Raw genomic sequence first — 17,098 nt, forward strand, 5'->3', positions numbered from 1 at the left:
TTCGGCGGTCGAGGGCGATACGGAAGGAGCCGCGGGAGTCTATGCGTGGGTGCCTGGTCCGGGCGCGGGGTCGGCGAGGCGGACGAGGGCGGCTTCGAGCTGGGCGGTGGCGCGGGGGAAGTCGTGCAACTGCTCGCTGAGGACGGCCAGTGCGGTGCTCAGTGAACGGGTGGGGACGGCGCGTGCGTTCAGGACGTCGGCGGTCCACGTCACGAACGAGGTGAACAGCTCGGAGTCGTCGACGTAGAGGGTGCTGGTGAGGAAGTCGACGATGTGGGCGATGTCCTCGGCGGTGCGCTCGCGCTGGTCGTGGCGGTAGGAGCGCATCGCAGGGTAGCGGTCTTCGAGGTCGACGAGGGTCTGTCCGATCAGCTGCCCGCGAGAGCGGGCAATCATCGTGTACTCCTGGTCGGCCAGGTGCGGCAGGTCGTCCACCGTCTGACGGGCGGCGGTCGCATCAGGCCGCCTCAGTCCCGTTTCGAGCACGGCGGCGGCGCCTCGGGCGTCGGCCGCCCAGCGGTCGGCGCCCAGGGACCGGGCGTAGCGGCCGTCGGTACCGAAGGCGCGTCCACCGGCCAGCACGGGGACGCCTACGGCCTGGCACGCGGCGATGGCGGTGTGCGCGGTGGGCAGGCGGGTGGGCAGGGAACTGGACAACAGCACTGCGTCCGGGTTCGTGGCGTGCAGGTGGGAGATCAGGTGCGCGGTGGGCGTCTGCGCGCCGAGGTAGTCGACCTGCCAGCCGCGCAGCCGCAGCACTTCGGCCACCAGGCGGGCGGGCAGGGCGTGCCATTCGCCGTCCACGCAGCTGACGGTGACCCGGCCGCGCGCGGTGCTGGACGAGGTCCGGCCGCGGTGGACGAGGGCGCCGATGACGCGTTCGTTGATGGCGGTGGCCGCGTGTTCCTGCGCCACGGTCATGCGGTTGGCGGCCCATTCGACGCCGACCTTCTCCTGGACCGCGCCGATCACCTCCAGCAGCAGTGTCTCCCTGTCGCGGCCGGCGGCGAGAGCGTCGTCGATGACGCCGACGGCTGTGTACTCGTCGCCGGCGGAGGCAGCCGCCCACAGCCGGTCGCCCAGTTCGCTCACCCATGCGGGGTGGGGGATGCTCACGGGTTGCTCCTGCCGCGATGCCGCTGTCGGTCCTCGTCGCCGCGCACGAGCGTGAGGGGGCCGGTCCTGGGCGCGCTGATGGCGAGAGTGGCCATGTCGTCGTGGCGTGCGTGGCCCAGCCACTGGGCGGCCAGCATCTGCACCCGCTCCACGACCGCTTCCGCGGGCATCCCGGCACATTCGGCCAGTGCCCGTCTCAGGCGTTGCTCGCCGAAGAACTCGTCCTGCAGCGGTCCGCCGCGGGCTTCGGTGATGCCGTCGGTGTAGAGGAGGCAGGTCTCGCCGGGAGCGAGAACGGCGTGCGCCGTGGTGGAAGCGACCTGCGGCAGGGCTCCGACCAGCCGCCCCGAAGTGGCGGCCTCCTCCACCCGCCCGTCGTTGCGGATGATCAGCGGGGGCATGTGCCCGGCGCTGGTCAGCCGCAGGTGCACCCGATCCGCCCGCCGCCGTGCCGAGGCCAGGACCAGCGTGGCGAACCGCGAGTGGTGCGAGGCGAGCAGCGCGTCGTTGAGCAGGGCGAGGATGTGCTGGTGGTCCCCCGACAGCGACAGCAGAGCCTGCAGCACGCTGCGGATCTTGCCCGTCAGCACAGCGGCCTCCAGGCCCTTGCCCGCCACGTCGCCGAGTACGACGAAGGTCTCCTGGGCGGGGTCCGCTCCGGGGTGGACGTCGTAGAAGTCGCCGCCGATGCGCTCGTGGTCGTTGGCGGCCCGGTAGCGGCCGGCGTAGTCGACGCCGTGCACGCGCTCCAGCATCGGCGGCAGCAGATCACGCATCAGCGCCGCGGTGATGGTGGCCTGCTCGCTGTAGAGGCGGGCGGCGGACAGCGCGGTACCCGCTCGGGCGGCGAACAACCGTGCGAAGACCTCCTCGCCGTCACTGAACGCCGTGTGCGAACTCGCGCGCAGCAGGATCAGCACGCCGGCGGGGACGCCGTGGCCGGGCAGTGGCGTGACGATCGCGGAACCGATGGGGCCGGTGAAACCGGGCGGGATGGCCCAGCCGGGAATGTCGGCGGGGCTGATCCAGCGGGTCGGTACCGGTGGGAAGCCCTGCAGTGCCTCGGCCAGCCCCGGCACGGCCGCCGGGTCGATCGCGCCGGTGCTCTGCGTGACCTCGCCTCCGGCCTGGGCGTAGGTGAGCGGGTGCCGTCGCCCCTGCGCGGGAGAGACGATGACGGCCGCGTCCGCGAGGTGATCAGCGGCCATCCGCGCGGTCACTTCCATGCAGCGCTCGACGTTCAATGACGACAGCAGCGTGCTGGAGATCTGCGCGAGCAGGTTCGCGCGCTCCCGCTCTTGAGCCAGGGCCCGCTGCGCCAGGTGCAGGTCGGTGCTGTCCACGAGCGACCACACGACTTCCCCCGCGCCGCCGACGACGGTGCAATGCGCCTCGAAAGTGCGCTCGGCGATCACCCCTGAGACAGGAGGAGCGCCGCCGGAACCGGGGTCCGCGCCCGTCCTCGCCTGATGCGCCCGCGCGAGCCAGATGGGCACCACGAGACTCGATGGGGCCGCGTCCCGGTCGTGGTCGAGCAGACGGCGGGCGCGGTCGTTGACGTCGATGACCGTGCCGGCCCGGTCCATCACCAGGGCCGGGTACGGGGCCCTGCGCCACGCGGCTTCGGAGAGCGCGGCGGAGCCGCTCGCGTGCGCGGGAGGGACGGGTGAAGGAATCACAAGCAGGGGAGCGCACCGTGCGCACCCAACCGCCTCTCTGCGCTGGTCAATATTGTCTTACTGCAACCATCTCCCGCCGCATGTCGCCTGCGCAACCTTGCACCGAGCCTCCCGCGGGCCCGCCACGCCCGTCCTCTTCACGGCCGACCGCTCCTGGGACGTCCGGGCCAGGCCGGCGTCGCAGTCCTGCGTCGTGAGCCGGGGCCGTCGTCCCCGTAGGGCAGGCCACGCCCGGCGTCAGGCCCGGCCTGCCCCGTGTCGCGTCCCGAGTTCCGTCACCACCGGCACCGGTGAGGTTCCCGGCACACGGTCATGTGCCGGCGATCTCCTTCAGCTTCCCCTGGGCCTTCAGGTCCCCGACGACGGTGCTCGTGTAGTACTGGGTGCCGAGTCCGGGCTGGTTGAACCAGGGCCTCACCGGACCGGCCTCGACCGTGAAGTCCGCGGTGACCTGGTAGAGGTGGTAGTTGAACGAAGGGTCGGAGGCGTTGTACTCGTCGAGGTTGCTCGGAGGGATCGCGCGCTTGGCGTACGGCGTGCCCTTCGGTGCGAGGAAGTGACCCGTGTCCCCCCTGCCGAAGAGGTCGAGCAACTGCCCCTTCCGGAGCGTCAGCGCCCGCTCCACGGGGCGGCCGTTGCGGAGCACGAACCCGTTGTTGTCCGGGTACCACCAGCCGCCGACCTGCGGGTCGTTCTGCGGGTTCGTCTGCCAGTAGCACCCGAGGAACCAGTACCGCGAGGTGGGTCCCTCCGGGCGGTAGCCCCGCAGCATCCTCGCGATGGGGCCGGTCCGGGGGAGTACCTTGGGGCCGAGGCGCCAGTCATTGCCGTGGTAGGGCTGCAGTTGCGGGGACGGCGCCTTGCTCGTCGCGGTGTCCCGGTGCTGGGTCGGGCAGGTGACGCCGTTCCGGTTCTCGGCCGCTGCGGCCTGGGGGTGGCGGGCGAGATGCCCACCAGCAGGAGCGAGAGCGCGGCGCTCTCTGCGATTCTGCGCGAAACGCGCATGCGATGTCTCCTCGACTGTGCCCCCCTCTGCGGACGCCGTTCAGTGCACCCGCTCGTCCTCGGGGCGCTGCGGAAGCTGCCACGGGTGGCCACTCGGATGGCGGCGCAAGTACGCACGGGCAGCCGAACGGCATCGCCGTACGCGCCGGCCGGCGCGGGGGAGCACCATCGGAGCCGGACGTCAGATCGTCGACGCCACCGATGTCACTCGGTCGGTGAGCGAGCCGCTGGTCGCCCCGCCAAGCGGCACGAGACGCTGCCGGTCGCGGTCGTGGTCGCCACCCCCGTCCGCATCGGGCGGCAGAGCCCGCGGCCGACCAACCGCACGGTCCCGGAGGCCGCGGTGGCCCGCGTGTTCGGCGCGGAGATCCTGCCTCTGCGGCGGTGAAAGCCGGGCTCGGACATCGCCGATGGCGACCGGGCCGCGGAGACCCGGTTCGGTCAGCGGTATCGATGCCGCGAGACGGGGCGGGATGCACGATGCGGGTCGCCGCCGCCACGCTCGCGCGCGTCGCTGAGCTGGTCGCGAGTCGGACGCCGCCGCGCTGCCGTCAGGGCAGCGGCGTGGTCAGACGGGGGAGACGTCGGCGGGGAGCAGGTCGGGCCGGGCGCGGTGCCCGCGAGTGGGGGTGACGCCGCCGGCCGGAGGCGCTGCGAGCGACATCGACGCCGACCTCCACCACCAGCCCGCGTGCCAGCCGGCGCGACGTCCAACTGCTCCCGGCCGACGCACCCCGCGAAGTCACTTGCCGGTGCCGGTGTGGTAGCCGATGGGGTCGACGTAGACGTCGGGGGCGTTGCCGGTGGTGGCGGGGATGGTGATGTTTTGGCCGTCGAGGTCCATGACGTCGAGGACGGTTTCGTTGGGCGGGGTGACGGCGAGCTTGGTGTAGGTCTTGCCGGAGCCGCTGGTGTCGGGGATGTAGTGGAGGAGGAAGCGGGTCTCCTCACCGGGGGCGATGGTGACGGTGGGTGCGGTGGTGTCGGTGCGGGCGGCGTCGGGGCCTTTGTCGCCCAGACCGTCGGCACCGAGGAGCTGGACGCCGGGGAAACCGTGCATGCTGCAGGTGGCGGAGCCGCTGTTCTTCAGGTTGACGACGATCTCGTTCTTGATCCCTGCGGAGGCGGCGCTGAAGCCGAGGTGCTCGGTCTTGCACGGGGCGCCCGACGCGGTGGTCCCGGTCCGGGCGGCGGCCTTCTTCCCTGTGCCGCCGCCGGCGCCGGTGCCGTTATCGCTCAGCCCGCCGGCGGTGGTTCCCCTGCCGCCGCTGGTGTCGCTGGAAGTGCCGGAGGAAGCGCCGGCGGTGTCCTGGCCGCCCGTGGAACTGCTCGCGGAAGCATGCGTGCGGTCCGGTGCGGCCGTGTTCGAGCCGTCGCTGCCGCCGCACGCGGTCAGCGAGAGGCCGGCCGCGGCGACGATCACGGCGAGGGCGGAGATCTTCTTGACACGCATGTGCACTCCTGCGAAGTGGTCTTGTGCGGCCCGCTCGAACTGGCGAGCCGCTGTCGTTCGTCTTTGGGGATGCCTGCTTCCGGACGGCCGTTGCGATACGAGTCGAATCAAGGTGCCGCTGTGACAGACCAGTTGACGGCCCGTGACATCCCCTTGCGCGAAGCGGGGCGAACCCGGTGAACCGGCATGGCACGACTGCCGGAACCGCACTGAACCGGTCGTGTCCAGCACGGAGCGTCCGTCCTGGCAGGCTGGTCGTGGCCACCGCGCTCGGGGCACTGGTCAAGATCCACCGGGTCACGGGTCTGTCCCAGTCGGAGCTGGTTTCCGGCAGGCGGCAGGGGCCGGCGCGGCCAGTGGTGGCATGCGTTGCGCCACGGCGTGCGTAACAGGCTTGTATCCGAGGGGCGTTCGGGGGAACGGCTCGTCCTGAACGAGCGGTCCTGTTGATCAGAAGCGCTTGCCGGTACCGATTCCCGCCGACTCACGAGGAGGTGTGCGGGACGGTTCCGAGCGGCCGATGACCCCAACCGATCAGAGGAAAAACGATGCGCGTTCACAAGCTCACCTTCGCCGCTCTGGCTGTCGCCGCGGGCCTCTCGCTCACCGCCTGTCAGAACGACGGCGGCGGTACGACGGGGCAGAGCGACCCGTCGGCCGCGGCCACCGCTTCTTCCCAGGACGGTGGTGCGGGAGCGAGCAGCGGCTCCGGTCAGGGCGGTGGCACGCACGACTCCGACGGCGCCGGCTCGGCGGGCAAGGGTTCCTCCGCGCAGGGCACGGCCGCCGGCAGCGGATCCGGAGCGGCAGGCACCGGCAAGACCGCATGGTGCCGTACCGACGACTTGGAGATCACGGCGGCGGACAACACCATCGACGGCGACCCGGATCGCACCGTCGCGGTGACGATGAAGAACCACGGTGGCCGGGACTGCACGATCTCGGGCTACGCCGGCGTCGACCTGCAGCTCAGGGAAGGCTCGCTGTCCGCGAAGCGCACGGGGGAGAAGGCCACTTCGACCATCCTGAAGAACGGGCAGTCGATCGCCTTCGGCATCCACTACCCGGCCAACGACACGGGCGGCTCCGGCGTCCGCATCACCGGACTGCTGGTGACGCCGCCGAACGAGACCAAGACGGTCACCCTCAAGTGGCCCGGCGCCGCCACGCTGCCCGTCACGGACGAAACCACCTCCAAGGTGACGGTCGGCCCGGTCGGCAGCGCCGGCCAGGGCGGCTGACCGTACACCCCACCCGACGCGTCCGCTCGCCGCGGCGGTGGCCGAAATCGTCGACGCCTACGACGTGATCGTCCTACCGCCGAGGTATTGGTCCAACCCCGACCGTGCGGTGGGCTCCGGCGCGCGGGGTGGACCAGGGAGACGGGATCATGTCGGGGCCGTGGCCGTCGCCGGGTCTGGTGTGTGGGTCGCGCTCGATGAGGTCAATCCTCCGCGTCGGCTGCCTCGACGGCCGTCAGTGTCACGGTGCCGTCGTCCGCGACCGACCAGCCGGGGTTGTGGCACACCTCCCAGCGGTGGCCATCAAGGTCGGCAAAGTAGCCGTGGTAGCCGCCGAACGCCGCGCGCTGCGGCTCTTTGAGGACAGTCGCTCCTGCCGCACGGGCCCGCTGCACGGCCTCGTCGACTTCGGCGGGTGAGCCGAGGTTCTGGGCGAGGGTGAAGGACGTGCCGGCCGTTGCCGGATGCCCGGTGTCGGCACCGAGTTCAGCCAGAGGAAAGAGGGCCAGGGCCAGTCCCTTGCCGATCTGGTAGAAGACGATCTCGTCCAGATCGAGCAGCGGTGTCCAGCCCAGGCCGTGGCTGTAGAACTGGCGGCTGACTTCCAAGTCCCCGACACCCAGTGTCACCAGGTTCAACTGCTGGCTCATGCATAGCCCCAAGCGCCGGTAGGAGATCGCCACCCAGCAGCAACGCTACCCCAGGGCGAACGTCGCCTGATGCGGTGCCAGCACGCAGACGACGTCGCCGGTGCGGAACGCGCCGGTGCACGCACCGAGGCAACGGCGAAGCTGGGTGATCGGCTCGCAATCGATGTGCGCGCCCGCACCCGTCGTCAGGCCCTGGAGTTTCCGGCGTACGGGCGGATGAGGGCCCCTTCGGCGAACGGACCCTCGCACACCGCCGTCTGGCGCACAAGACCGGGGGCCCTGGCGCAGTGCGGCCAGAGGTTCGACCTCAGCGATGCAGGGCGACCGCGAGTGCCTCGGCCAGGGTCACGGGCGGGCGGCCGATCAGGCGGCGCAAGTCGCCGGAGTCGGTGTACATCTCGCCGCGGCTCATGCCGCGGTCGGCGTCGGCGAGGACCTCCGCCAGCTCGGCGGGCAGGCCCGCGCCGGCCAGTATCCGGGCGAAGTCGGGCACCGGGAGGTCGGCGTAGGTGACCTGCTTTCCGGCCGCAGCGGAGATGGCGGCGGCGAGTTCGGTGAGGGTGAAGGATTCGTCGCCACCGAGCTCGTACACGGAGCCGGTGTGACCCTCAGTGGTGAGGACGACCGCCGCGGCCTCGGCGTAGTCGGCGCGCGACGCGGCGCTGATCCGCCCCTCGCCCGCGGCGCCGACGACGGTGCCGTTCTGCAGGATCTGCGGCAGTTGGCTCGTGTAGTTCTCCAGGTACCAGCCGTTGCGCAGCAGCACGCTGGGGATTCCGCGGTCCCGCAGGTACTCCTCGGTCTCGCCGTGCGTGGCACCGATGACGGTCGTGGCCGTGTCCGCGTGCGTCGTGCTCGTGTACGCCACCAGCGACACGCCTGCGGACGCCGCGGCGTCGATCACGCGGCGGTGGTTGGCGACCCGCTCGCCCACGGGGACCGAGGCCGAGATCAGCAGCAGCCTGTCCGCCCCCGCGAATGCCTCGGCCAGGCTGTCGGTGTCCGCGAAGTCGGCGCGGCGTACGGTGATGCCTCGGTCGGCCAGGTCCTTGATCCGGGCGATGTCCCGGCCGGTCGCGACGATGTCCGCGGCCGGGATCCCGCGCCGCAGCAGTGCCTCGATGGTGAGCCTGCCCAGCTGGCCGGTGGCTCCGGTGACGACGATCGGCATGATGGTCATTCCTTCCTTCCGCGCGTGCCCCGCGCGCCAGCCGCGGTCCGTCCGCGGCGGGGTGGAACTCAGAATGACCTGGACACTCTCCGATGGGGAGTAGCCACTTCTTGGTAGGGTACTTACCCGACCGATAGCATCGAGGTGAGCGGCTTGGCTTCTGTCGATAGCGTGACCGGGCCCATACCGTCGTTCGATCCGTACGAACGTGGTTGTCCGTCGCGAGACCTGCTCGACCAGATCGGCAGCAAGTGGGCGGTCCTCGTGCTGGGCGAACTCGGCCGGAACGGGACCTCCCGGTTCGGCCGGCTCCGGCAGGCGCTGGCGGGCGTGAGCGAGAAGATGCTCACCCAGACGCTGCGCACCCTGGAACGCGACGGACTGGTCAGCCGGACCGTCTACCCAGAGGTGCCGCCGCACGTGGAGTACGAGCTGACCGCGCTCGGCCAGACACTGCGGGAACCGTTGAAAGCGCTCACGGAGTGGTCCGTGCTGCACATCGAAGAAGTCATCACCGCCCGCGAAGAGTACGACGACCGCACTGAGCGCACCCCCTGATCATCTTCACGCACGCCTTGGCCGCCTCATGTCCCCGGCCCCCCGCGCCGCAGTGACCGCGGAGACCGTCAACGCCCAACTCGGTAATTCGTAGCGGAATACGAGGGCGGATTGGTCCGGGATCTTTTCTCACCTGATCAGGTCCGGGACCAATCCGCGCTGCGGGCAGAACCGGATTCCCCCCGTGAGGGACGAAGAGAAGGATCAGCGAGGGCGGCCGGGTCGGCCCCGTGTGGCGCTGGGTGCGCTGAGCGGGGCGCTGGCCGGCTTCGCCGCGCTGGCGGTGGCCGAACTCGCCGCCGCGGTGGTGCGCCCGCAGTCCAGCCCGGTCATCGCGGTGGGCGGGGCGGCCATCGACGCGACACCCGCTGCGGTCAAGGACTGGGCGATCCGTCACTTCGGCAGCAACGACAAGCTCATGCTGCGGCTCGGCATCCTCGCTGTGCTCGCCGTGCTGGCTCTGGCACTGGGCGCGCTGGCGGTGCGGTTTCGGCGGGCCGGATCCGCCGGGGTCCTTCTCTTCGGGGGTATCGGGGTGGCGGCTGCCGTCAGCCGGCCCGACTCCACCAGCCTCGCCGATGCGCTTCCCTCCCTCGCGGGTGCCCTCGCTGGAGCACTGCTGCTGTACGTCCTCGCCGGGCGCCTGACCATGGTGCGGACACCAGCGTCGGCTTCCGGGGCTGGGACCGGGGAAGCCGGTGACGGCGTGTCCGCGTCCGCCGGCTGGGACCGGCGGGGATTCGTCCTGGCTGCCGCCTCCGCCGCGGCGGCTTCTGCCGCGGTCGGCGCGGTCGGCCGGTCACTGAACGCCTCGCGTGGCCAGGGCGCGATCGCCTCCCGCAACAAGCTCGTGCTGCCTTCTCCCCGGTCACCGGCGCAGGCAATCCCCAAGAGGGCCGGACTGCGAATCCCCGGCGTCAGTGCCTTCGTCACCCCCAACGCGGATTTCTACCGGGTGGACACGGCGCTGGTGGTGCCCAGGGTGGACGCCACCAACTGGCGGCTGCGTATCCAGGGCAAGGGCGTTCGCCGCCCCACCACTTACTCCTTCGACGACCTGTTGCACCGTGAACTGATCGAGCGGGACATCACCCTGACCTGTGTCTCCAACGAGGTCGGCGGCCCGTATGTCGGCAACGCCCGGTGGATCGGGGTACGGCTGGCCGACCTGCTGGCCGAGTGCGGCATCAGGCCCCCGTCCAGGGGAGGCCCGGCGGATCAGCTGGTGTCCCGGTCGGTGGACGGCATGACGATCGGCAGCCCGGTCGAGGACGTCATGGACGGCCGCGACGCGATGCTGGCCCTCGGCATGAACGGCGAGCCGCTTCCCTTCGACCACGGTTTCCCCGTCCGGATGGTCGTGCCGGGCCTGTACGGGTTCGTCTCGGCCTGTAAGTGGATCGAGGACATCGAGCTCACCACCTTCGACTCCTACGATCCTTACTGGGTCAAGCGAGGCTGGGCCCGCAGGGCCCCGATCAAGACCGCCTCGCGGATCGACACCCCCAAGCCGTTCGCCCGGCCCAAGGCCGGCACGGTGATGATCGCCGGAGTCGCCTGGGCCCAGCACCGGGGCATCGACAAGGTCGAGGTCCGCATCGACGACGGCTCCTGGCAAGAAGCCGATCTGGCCGCCGAGGACACGCGCGACACCTGGCGCCAGTGGTCGCTTCCCTGGCAGGCCACGAAGGGCGGCCACACCCTCGTCGTCCGCGCCACCGACCGGACCGGCACGGTGCAGACCGACAAGCGCACCCGCACGATCCCCGACGGCGCCGCCGGATGGCACTCCGTCGTCGTGACCGTCGAGTGATCACCCTCCCCCTCCAAGGGCCCCTCGTGCCCTTCCTGAACCACCGTTCCGCACCACCACAAGCGCAGCGGCCTCCCGCTGCACCGTCAAACAGGAGAACCTCATGAACACCCGTATCCGTCGTAGCGCCGGTCTCTTCGCCGCGGCCGCCGTGCTTCCCCTGGCCCTGACCGCCTGCTCCAACGGCAGCAGCGACTCGGGCACGTCCGATGCCTCGGCCAAGGCATCGGCTCGGACCACGCAAAGCAGCGACGACATGGGCGGCTCGACGGCATCGAGCAGCATGGACCAGCCGTTCGGCCCGGCCTGCGCCTCCGTGCCGAAGAACGGTGCCGGCTCGTTCGACGGCATGGCCGAGGACCCCGTCGCCACCGCCGCCTCCAACAACCCGGCCCTGTCGACCCTGGTGACCGCGGTGAAGAAGGCCGGTCTGGTCGACACCCTGAACAACGCGCGGAACATCACCGTGTTCGCGCCGACCAACGACGCCTTCGACAAGATCCCGAAGGCCACCCTGGACAAGGTCCTGAACGACAAGGCCCAGCTGACGAAGATCCTCACCTACCACGTCGTCGGCCGGAAGCTCACCCCCGATGACCTGGAGAACGGCTCCTTCGACACGCTGGAGAAGTCGAAGGTCGTGACCTCCGGCTCGGGTGAGTCCTTCGCCGTCAACGACTCCGCCAAGGTCGTCTGCGGCAACGTCAAGACCGCCAACGCCAACGTCTACATCATCGACACCGTCCTGATGCCCAAGAGCTGACCCCACCACGGGCCGAGGACGCACGCCCGCCCGCTCGCCTCGACGGGAACGAGTCGGACGGCGCGCGTTCTCCCATCGGGGGCATCCGCCGGCCACCCCACCGGCAGGGCCTGGCGGATGCCCCTCGTCGAAAGGCCGGCCACCGCGCCAAGGCCGGTCGTATCCGTGTGGGGAGCCCGTCCCGCGGGCGGGCTCCCCACACGCATCCTCATGTCGGCAGGCCGAGCAGGGCGACCGGTGCCGAGGTCGGCTGTTCCGATCCACCGGCCGGCTCCACCGTGATGCCGACCCCGGACGCGCCGTCGACCGAGCCCTGCATGAGGACCGCCTGGTCGCTGCGGTCGGGGTTCATCAGGCCGGCCGAGCGCATCTTCCCGCCGTCGGCGAACCACAGCTGATACACCTTGCCCCGCGGAGGGGCGGCCATGTGAGAGGCCACGAACACGGCCCGGTGCCGGCTGGCGGAGACCACCAGCGTGCCCGCGCCGCCCGCCACCTTCGCCGAACGCGATCTGGCATCAGGCGCGGCCAGCACCCCCGCCAGGTCCTCGACGCGCTGCTGCGCCCGTGCGGCCTCGTGCGCGGCGCTCTGGGCGCGTTCGTACTGCCACACCGCGGTTCCGCCGAACACGGCGGCGGCCACACTCGCGGCCAGCGCCCACCGGGCCAGGCCCCCTCCGCGCAGCGCGCCACGGCGTACCCGCTCCAGCGGCGCGGCACCGGGCGGCACCTGCCGCACGGTGGTGATCCGCCGCAGTACCTCCTCGCGCATGACGGGGCTCGCGCGCACCGTGGAGGCCAGGGCCAGGCGCCCGGCCGCGGCCGTGAACCCGGCGACCTCCTGCCGGCAGGCATCGCAGTCGGCCAGGTGACCCTCGAAGACGGCACGCTCCTCACCGTCCAGCGCGTGCACGGCGTACGCGCCGGTCAGCGCGTGCAGATCGGTCGTGGTCACGCGGTCACCCCCAGGCAGTCGCGGAGCCGGATGAGCCCGTCACGCAGCCGTGTCTTCACCGTACCGAGCGGCAGAGCCAGTGCTTCGGCGACCTCACGGTAGGTCAGGCCCCGGTAGTAGGCGAGAGTGACCGACTGGCGCTGCAACTGGGTCAGGGTACGCAGGCAGCGCCTCACCTGCTCCCGCTCCAGCCGGGTCTCGACCTGCTCGGTCACCTCGTCGTAGGCGGGCTGATGCTCCAGCAGCGCGGCCTTGGTATCGCGGGCGGCGGCGGCCTCCGCCGAGCGGACCCGGTCCACGGCCCGCCGGTGGGCGAGGGTGAGGATCCAGTTGACGGCCGTGCCGCGCTCCGGCCGGTAGCGCGGAGCGGTGCGCCACACCTCCACCAGGACCTCCTGCGCCACTTCCTCCGACTGCGCCTGATCACGCAGAACGGCCCGCGCGACCCCCAGGACGGATCCGGCCACGGCGTCGTAGACCGCGGCGAAAGCCTCCTGATCGCCCAGCGCCACCTCGTGCAGCAACTGTTGCAGATCAGGTTTGGCAGCTGGATGGCTGCCGATGTATACAGATTCCTTCACAATGGTTCTCCCATGGGCGCGGCGGAGCGGAACAGCCCCGTGTAATCCGGGGCCGCGCGCGCCGAGGATTGGTGGCCACACAACGGGACGAACTGCCGGCCCCGTAAAGCCCCGTGCGCAGGGGCGGTCCTGCGGAGCCGCGAAGCACCTGACGATGAAGGCGGCGAGCGAGGCTGCGGACCCGGCGGGGTCCTGGCGAACGGCCGGGTGCGACACCTACGGCTTCGTGGCGCGCATGCTGAAGAGGACCGGAAGGGGGTACTCCCAGAGTTGCAGCCGCCAGAGCCCGTCGGCCCCCCGGGTGAGGACGCCGTCCCGGTCGTTGCGTTCACTCGTCAGGTGTTCCTCCACGGCGTCGATCCGCAGACCGGCGGCTGCGCACGCGGACACCACCTCGCCGAGGGAGTGGGACCACTGGACGGTCTCCCGGTTCTCCAGCGGCCTGTCGGGGGCGGCGTAGCTCGTCGCGCTGGAGTAGTGGTGCGGCCCGTCGTCGGCGTACGGGCAGTCGACCACGAGGGGACTTAGTTGGTCGATCATGCGCGCGAGCGGATGAAGATCGACGACGGCGAGTCGGCCGCCCGGCCGCAGGGCCCGTGCGGCGCTGCGTGCCCACGCCCGGAGGTCTCCGATCCAGGCGAACACTCCGTAGGAGGCCCATACGACGTCGAAGCTCCCCGTCAGGTCCGCGGGCAGGTCGAGAACGTCCGCGGTGACGAAGTCGGCAGCCAGGCCGGTGCGCCGGGCGAGTTCCCGTGCGCGTCCGATCGCCACCGGTGAGAAGTCCACTCCGGTGACGCGGGCCCCTTGCCGGGACCAGCTCAGGCTGTCGAGTCCGAAGTGGCACTGGAGATGGAGGAGGTCACGTCCGTCGACGTCCCCGGCCAGTTCGACGTCCAGGGCCCGGAGCGTGCTCCCGCCGGCGAGAAACCTCTCCGTGTCGTAGTACGACGCGTCCTGCCCATGGAGCAGTGCGCGCTCGTCCCAGCTGCGCCGGTTGAGATTGCGCGCTTCGTCCTCGGAGATGACGTCCCTGTGCTCCGCGGCTCCCGACATGCCGGGAGTCTACCCGCAGGGGCCGGTACCCGGCCGCGTCCTCATGCACCACCGCCCCGTCCGGTGTGGCGCCAGCCCGGATAGAGCAGGTCCATCATCTCGCCGCAGTGCGTCTCGAAGGTCGCGCGCATGGCCGGTGTCCAGTCCTGCGGGCCGGTCGCCCGCCGCCTGTTGAGCACGGCGAACTTCGCCTTGCCGAACCGATCGTGGTTCTTGCGTGGCAGCGAACCGGGCAGCGGCGCCAGCCCGAGCATTTCGCACAGCCGGTTCCGCTCCGGGCCGGGGGCGAGGATGTCCTCCATGCGGACGATCGGCGCTTCCCAGTCCAGCAGCCTGCGGTAGGTCCACGACCAGAAGCGGCAGCACTTCTCGAAACGGTCGCCGGGGAAGGCGGGTTGCAGCCGTGACCAGTGGGCGTCGCGTGGCCGCACGGTCCAGTAGTACCACCCGTCGTTCATCCCGGAGGCCACGGTTCTGCGGCCGTCCCGGCACAGTGCGACGAGTGGCACTCCGGGCAGCGGCCGGTCCTCAAGGAACACCAGGTACGGCGAGACCTCTATTCCGGGTCCGATGCCGTGCAGCAGGGCGACGGCGCCTTCCTGGTCACCGGCGAGCAGACGGCGGACCAGCTCTCTCGCGTGTGTCTCGTGCCGTGCCCGGACGCGGGTGCCCGCGGGGGAGACGGCCGTGCGGTCGAGGGCCGCGGCGAGAGATGTCGTACCGCAGCGGCCGGAACCGGTGACGAAGCCGTGCGGCGGGGGACCTTGTTGACTGGCCACTGCTCTCCTCCGTTCCTTCCGCGCGTCAGATCGCTGCCATGAGATCGGTGACCGCAGGGGTGACGGCGGGGCTGTCGACGACGGTCTCGGCGTCGCCGAGTTTGCGGTAGGCGAAGGTGGTGAGGCAGGCCCTGGCGACCTCGGTGAAGGCGAAGGACGCTTCCATGGCGGCGAAGCGGTCCACGGCCGCGCTGTCACCCGCGTCGGCCGCCGTACGCAGTCCGCGTTCGAGGTCCACGAGTTCGCGTACGGCGGCGCGTACGTCGTCCGGGCCGCTGGGCAGGGCGGGCAGCTCCACCGGCGTCACCGGTTGTGAGATCAGCTTGCCGACCAACTCGATCTCGTTCTCGTACACATGAAAGGTGCCGGACTGGTGGATGTAGGGGCCGCAGGCGACATCCAGCCGGGCCGCGGCGACCTGGTGCATCACCATGAACAAGAAGGCGTCGTAGGGCAGCACGGTCAGGGCCTGCTGCGCCCGCATCACGGTGATCCAGGTGAGCGCGCCGTCGCGCAGGAAGAGTTGGACACCGGCGGCACAGGGGTGCTCGCGGGACTGTGTGAAGTGGTCCGCGGGATCGAGGATGACGGCGAACGTCCGGCGGTGCGCCGGGTCCCGCCGGATCCGCTCGATGATCGCTTCCAGCTGGTTCCCCGACGCCGAGGCGAGCAGTCGCCGGCCGAACGCCCCGCTCAACGTGTGCTGGTCGTCGGAGTATTCGTAGGCACCGCGGCGGTAATAGGCGGGTGTGCCGACATCGTCCCTGCCGTCCAGCGACCATGCCGCCAGGCCGAAGCAGTAGGGGAGGTGGACCGGCAGCAGGGGGGTGAAGGCCAGGCAGGACCGCGGTGAGCCGATGCGTAAGGTGTGGGCGAGCAGCTCACGGTAGGGCCTGTCCTGAGCGCCGAAGCCGGAAGCCTTGGACAGCGGGTCCCGCACGGACGGGACCTTGGCGCCCTGGGACAGTATGTGCTCCAGCTCTCCGGCATAGGCTTGTGCGAACGTGTCGTAGGGGGGCATCTGTGCTCCTCAGCGGTTGGAGAACTGTCGGATGGAACGGGACGCGGTGGCGCACGCCATCATCGTGAGCGCGCCCACGGCCAGTGCCGCACCGGTCGCGGGGTAGCCGCCCCAGGTCACCAGTGCGCCCACGGCCGCCGGCGCCAACGGCGTGACGGCATTGCTGAGCAGATTCACCGCCGAGTGCACGCGGCCCTGCAACTCGTCCGGTGCGTGCGCCGTCTGATAGCCGAAGATGATGCTCTGTGTCGGGGCGATGGTCGTGGCAAGTAAGAAGATCACGATGGCCACGGCCCAGGGTGCCGAGCTGACGGCGAGGACCGCGAGCATCGCGGGCCACAGCCACCCCAGGGCGACCAGCAGGGTGCCGTCACGGTACTTCGCGCGCAGCCGCGGCACGGCCAGCGCCCCGGCGGCCCCGCCGATACCCCCGCATGCAAGCAGTGTCCCGATGACCGCCGGTGCGACGCCGGCCGTACGCAGACCGACGATGACGACCAACGGCATCGCCGCGACGATCGCGTTGACGCCGCAGAGATAGAGCAGACTCGCCCGGCCCGGCCGGTCGCGCCAGACCCAGCGCATGCCCTGGAACAGTTCCGACGTGGCCAGCCGCACCTTCTGCTCCGCGCCGGAGAGGGGAGTGGTGATGCCCAGCACGGTGGTGAGCGACACGAGGTAGGACCCGGTGTCGACGAGGAACGGCACCGGCGCTCCCAGCGAGAACAGAAACCCGCCGACGGGCGCTCCGGCGATGGTCGCGGCCTGGAGGTAGACCTGGTTGTGCGCGATCGCCTCGCTCAGCCGCGCGCGGGGGACGAGGTACGGGAGCACCGCGCGTTCCGCCGAGAAGAAGAACACCGAGAACGCTCCTTCGAGGAAGGCCGCCCCCAGGACAAGGGGGTAGCCGGCCGTTCCGGTCAGGACCGCCGCGGCAAGGCCGCCGGCCGTGGCGGCCCGGCCGACGTCGCACCAGATCAGAACACGCTTCCTGGAGCAGACGTCGACCACCAGTCCTGCCACCAGGCGCAGCAGCAGTCGCGAACCCGTGCTCACCAGCCCGACGAGGCCCGCCTTGAACGGGGTCCCGCCGAGCTGCAGCACGAGCAGGGGGTAGGCCAGATCGCTGGCCGCCGAGCCCACGCTGGAGACTCCCTGCCCGAACCACAGCAGCCAGAAGTCGCGGCCGAACCGGGTCCGGACCGGACGGGTACCAGCCTGGGCCGGGCCGGACACCGGGGCTGGGTTCTCACTCAT

The 17,098-nt window shown here is 70.9% G+C and carries 16 protein-coding genes; 4 read left to right on the forward strand and 12 right to left on the reverse strand.

Annotated features, from left to right (window positions below; translation table 11 throughout):
* Positions 1-39 precede the first annotated feature (39 nt).
* The 4 genes from ACZ7EC_RS23955 to ACZ7EC_RS23970 all read right to left on the reverse strand — a co-directional run bounded on the left by ACZ7EC_RS23955 (position 40) and on the right by ACZ7EC_RS23970 (position 5,253).
* On the reverse strand, positions 40-1,116 hold the full coding sequence (locus ACZ7EC_RS23955) for a cobalamin B12-binding domain-containing protein (RefSeq protein WP_471065519.1): 1,077 nt from the start codon (positions 1,114-1,116) through the stop codon (positions 40-42).
* The gene (locus ACZ7EC_RS23960; protein WP_471065769.1) at positions 1,113-2,702 is read right to left on the reverse strand and encodes a PP2C family protein-serine/threonine phosphatase; all 1,590 of its coding nucleotides are present in this window, start codon (positions 2,700-2,702) and stop codon (positions 1,113-1,115) included. Before ACZ7EC_RS23960 ends, ACZ7EC_RS23955 begins: the two co-directional genes overlap by 4 nt.
* Before the next feature lie 403 nt (positions 2,703-3,105).
* Positions 3,106-3,567 (reverse strand): TNT domain-containing protein, encoded by a 462-nt coding sequence (locus ACZ7EC_RS23965; RefSeq protein WP_471065521.1) that lies wholly within the window; start codon positions 3,565-3,567, stop codon positions 3,106-3,108.
* A 975-nt stretch (positions 3,568-4,542) separates the two neighbouring features.
* The gene (locus tag ACZ7EC_RS23970) at positions 4,543-5,253 is read right to left on the reverse strand and encodes a DUF4232 domain-containing protein (RefSeq protein WP_471065523.1); all 711 of its coding nucleotides are present in this window, start codon (positions 5,251-5,253) and stop codon (positions 4,543-4,545) included.
* Between the two features lie 548 nt (positions 5,254-5,801).
* Here ACZ7EC_RS23970 and ACZ7EC_RS23975 point away from each other — a divergent pair.
* Positions 5,802-6,494, forward strand: a complete 693-nt coding sequence (locus tag ACZ7EC_RS23975) for a DUF4232 domain-containing protein (RefSeq protein ID WP_471065525.1) — start codon at positions 5,802-5,804, stop codon at positions 6,492-6,494.
* A gap of 203 nt (positions 6,495-6,697) precedes the next feature.
* On the opposite strand, the gene ACZ7EC_RS23980 is transcribed toward ACZ7EC_RS23975, so the two are convergent.
* Both ACZ7EC_RS23980 and ACZ7EC_RS23985 read right to left on the reverse strand, forming a co-directional pair.
* Complete coding sequence (locus ACZ7EC_RS23980) at positions 6,698-7,144, reverse strand: VOC family protein (protein WP_471065526.1); 447 nt, start codon at positions 7,142-7,144, stop codon at positions 6,698-6,700.
* A gap of 307 nt (positions 7,145-7,451) precedes the next feature.
* The gene (locus ACZ7EC_RS23985; RefSeq protein WP_471065528.1) at positions 7,452-8,324 is read right to left on the reverse strand and encodes an SDR family oxidoreductase; all 873 of its coding nucleotides are present in this window, start codon (positions 8,322-8,324) and stop codon (positions 7,452-7,454) included.
* 162 nt (positions 8,325-8,486) lie between these two features.
* Between ACZ7EC_RS23985 and ACZ7EC_RS23990 the strand changes: the two genes are divergently transcribed.
* The 3 genes from ACZ7EC_RS23990 to ACZ7EC_RS24000 all read left to right on the forward strand — a co-directional run bounded on the left by ACZ7EC_RS23990 (position 8,487) and on the right by ACZ7EC_RS24000 (position 11,449).
* A complete protein-coding gene (locus ACZ7EC_RS23990; RefSeq protein ID WP_471065530.1) occupies positions 8,487-8,873 on the forward strand; it encodes a winged helix-turn-helix transcriptional regulator in 387 nt (128 codons plus the stop codon).
* A 184-nt stretch (positions 8,874-9,057) separates the two neighbouring features.
* Complete coding sequence (locus tag ACZ7EC_RS23995; protein WP_471065532.1) at positions 9,058-10,686, forward strand: sulfite oxidase; 1,629 nt, start codon at positions 9,058-9,060, stop codon at positions 10,684-10,686.
* A 103-nt stretch (positions 10,687-10,789) separates the two neighbouring features.
* Entirely contained in the window at positions 10,790-11,449 is a 660-nt protein-coding gene (locus tag ACZ7EC_RS24000; protein ID WP_471065534.1) for a fasciclin domain-containing protein, read from the forward strand.
* Positions 11,450-11,657: 208 nt separating this feature from the next.
* Here ACZ7EC_RS24000 and ACZ7EC_RS24005 read toward each other — a convergent pair whose 3' ends face one another.
* The 6 genes from ACZ7EC_RS24005 to ACZ7EC_RS24030 form a co-directional block, all read right to left on the reverse strand.
* On the reverse strand, positions 11,658-12,404 hold the full coding sequence (locus tag ACZ7EC_RS24005; RefSeq protein ID WP_471065536.1) for an anti-sigma factor: 747 nt from the start codon (positions 12,402-12,404) through the stop codon (positions 11,658-11,660).
* Entirely contained in the window at positions 12,401-12,985 is a 585-nt protein-coding gene (locus ACZ7EC_RS24010) for a sigma-70 family RNA polymerase sigma factor (protein ID WP_471065538.1), read from the reverse strand. Before ACZ7EC_RS24010 ends, ACZ7EC_RS24005 begins: the two co-directional genes overlap by 4 nt.
* A 216-nt stretch (positions 12,986-13,201) precedes the next feature.
* The gene (locus ACZ7EC_RS24015) at positions 13,202-14,041 is read right to left on the reverse strand and encodes a class I SAM-dependent methyltransferase (RefSeq protein WP_471065540.1); all 840 of its coding nucleotides are present in this window, start codon (positions 14,039-14,041) and stop codon (positions 13,202-13,204) included.
* A 41-nt stretch (positions 14,042-14,082) separates the two neighbouring features.
* Complete coding sequence (locus ACZ7EC_RS24020; RefSeq protein WP_471065542.1) at positions 14,083-14,820, reverse strand: hypothetical protein; 738 nt, start codon at positions 14,818-14,820, stop codon at positions 14,083-14,085.
* A 25-nt stretch (positions 14,821-14,845) separates the two neighbouring features.
* A complete protein-coding gene (locus ACZ7EC_RS24025) occupies positions 14,846-15,841 on the reverse strand; it encodes a thymidylate synthase (RefSeq protein ID WP_471065544.1) in 996 nt (331 codons plus the stop codon).
* A 9-nt stretch (positions 15,842-15,850) separates the two neighbouring features.
* Entirely contained in the window at positions 15,851-17,098 is a 1,248-nt protein-coding gene (locus ACZ7EC_RS24030) for an MFS transporter (protein WP_471065545.1), read from the reverse strand.

This window comes from Streptomyces sp. NPDC037203 (genome assembly GCF_055605065.1).

Coding starts and splice junctions, on each gene's coding strand:
- ACZ7EC_RS23970 (WP_471065523.1), bottom strand. CDS start 5,253: ATGCGTGTCAAGAAGATCTCCGCCCTCGCCGTGATCGTCGCCGCGGCC.
- ACZ7EC_RS23985 (WP_471065528.1), bottom strand. CDS start 8,324: ATGACCATCATGCCGATCGTCGTCACCGGAGCCACCGGCCAGCTGGGC.
- ACZ7EC_RS24025 (WP_471065544.1), bottom strand. CDS start 15,841: ATGCCCCCCTACGACACGTTCGCACAAGCCTATGCCGGAGAGCTGGAG.
- ACZ7EC_RS23980 (WP_471065526.1), bottom strand. CDS start 7,144: ATGAGCCAGCAGTTGAACCTGGTGACACTGGGTGTCGGGGACTTGGAA.
- ACZ7EC_RS24000 (WP_471065534.1), top strand. CDS start 10,790: ATGAACACCCGTATCCGTCGTAGCGCCGGTCTCTTCGCCGCGGCCGCC.
- ACZ7EC_RS24015 (WP_471065540.1), bottom strand. CDS start 14,041: ATGTCGGGAGCCGCGGAGCACAGGGACGTCATCTCCGAGGACGAAGCG.
- ACZ7EC_RS23960 (WP_471065769.1), bottom strand. CDS start 2,702: ATGGACCGGGCCGGCACGGTCATCGACGTCAACGACCGCGCCCGCCGT.
- ACZ7EC_RS23975 (WP_471065525.1), top strand. CDS start 5,802: ATGCGCGTTCACAAGCTCACCTTCGCCGCTCTGGCTGTCGCCGCGGGC.
- ACZ7EC_RS24030 (WP_471065545.1), bottom strand. CDS start 17,098: ATGAGTGAGAACCCAGCCCCGGTGTCCGGCCCGGCCCAGGCTGGTACC.
- ACZ7EC_RS23965 (WP_471065521.1), bottom strand. CDS start 3,567: ATGCTGCGGGGCTACCGCCCGGAGGGACCCACCTCGCGGTACTGGTTC.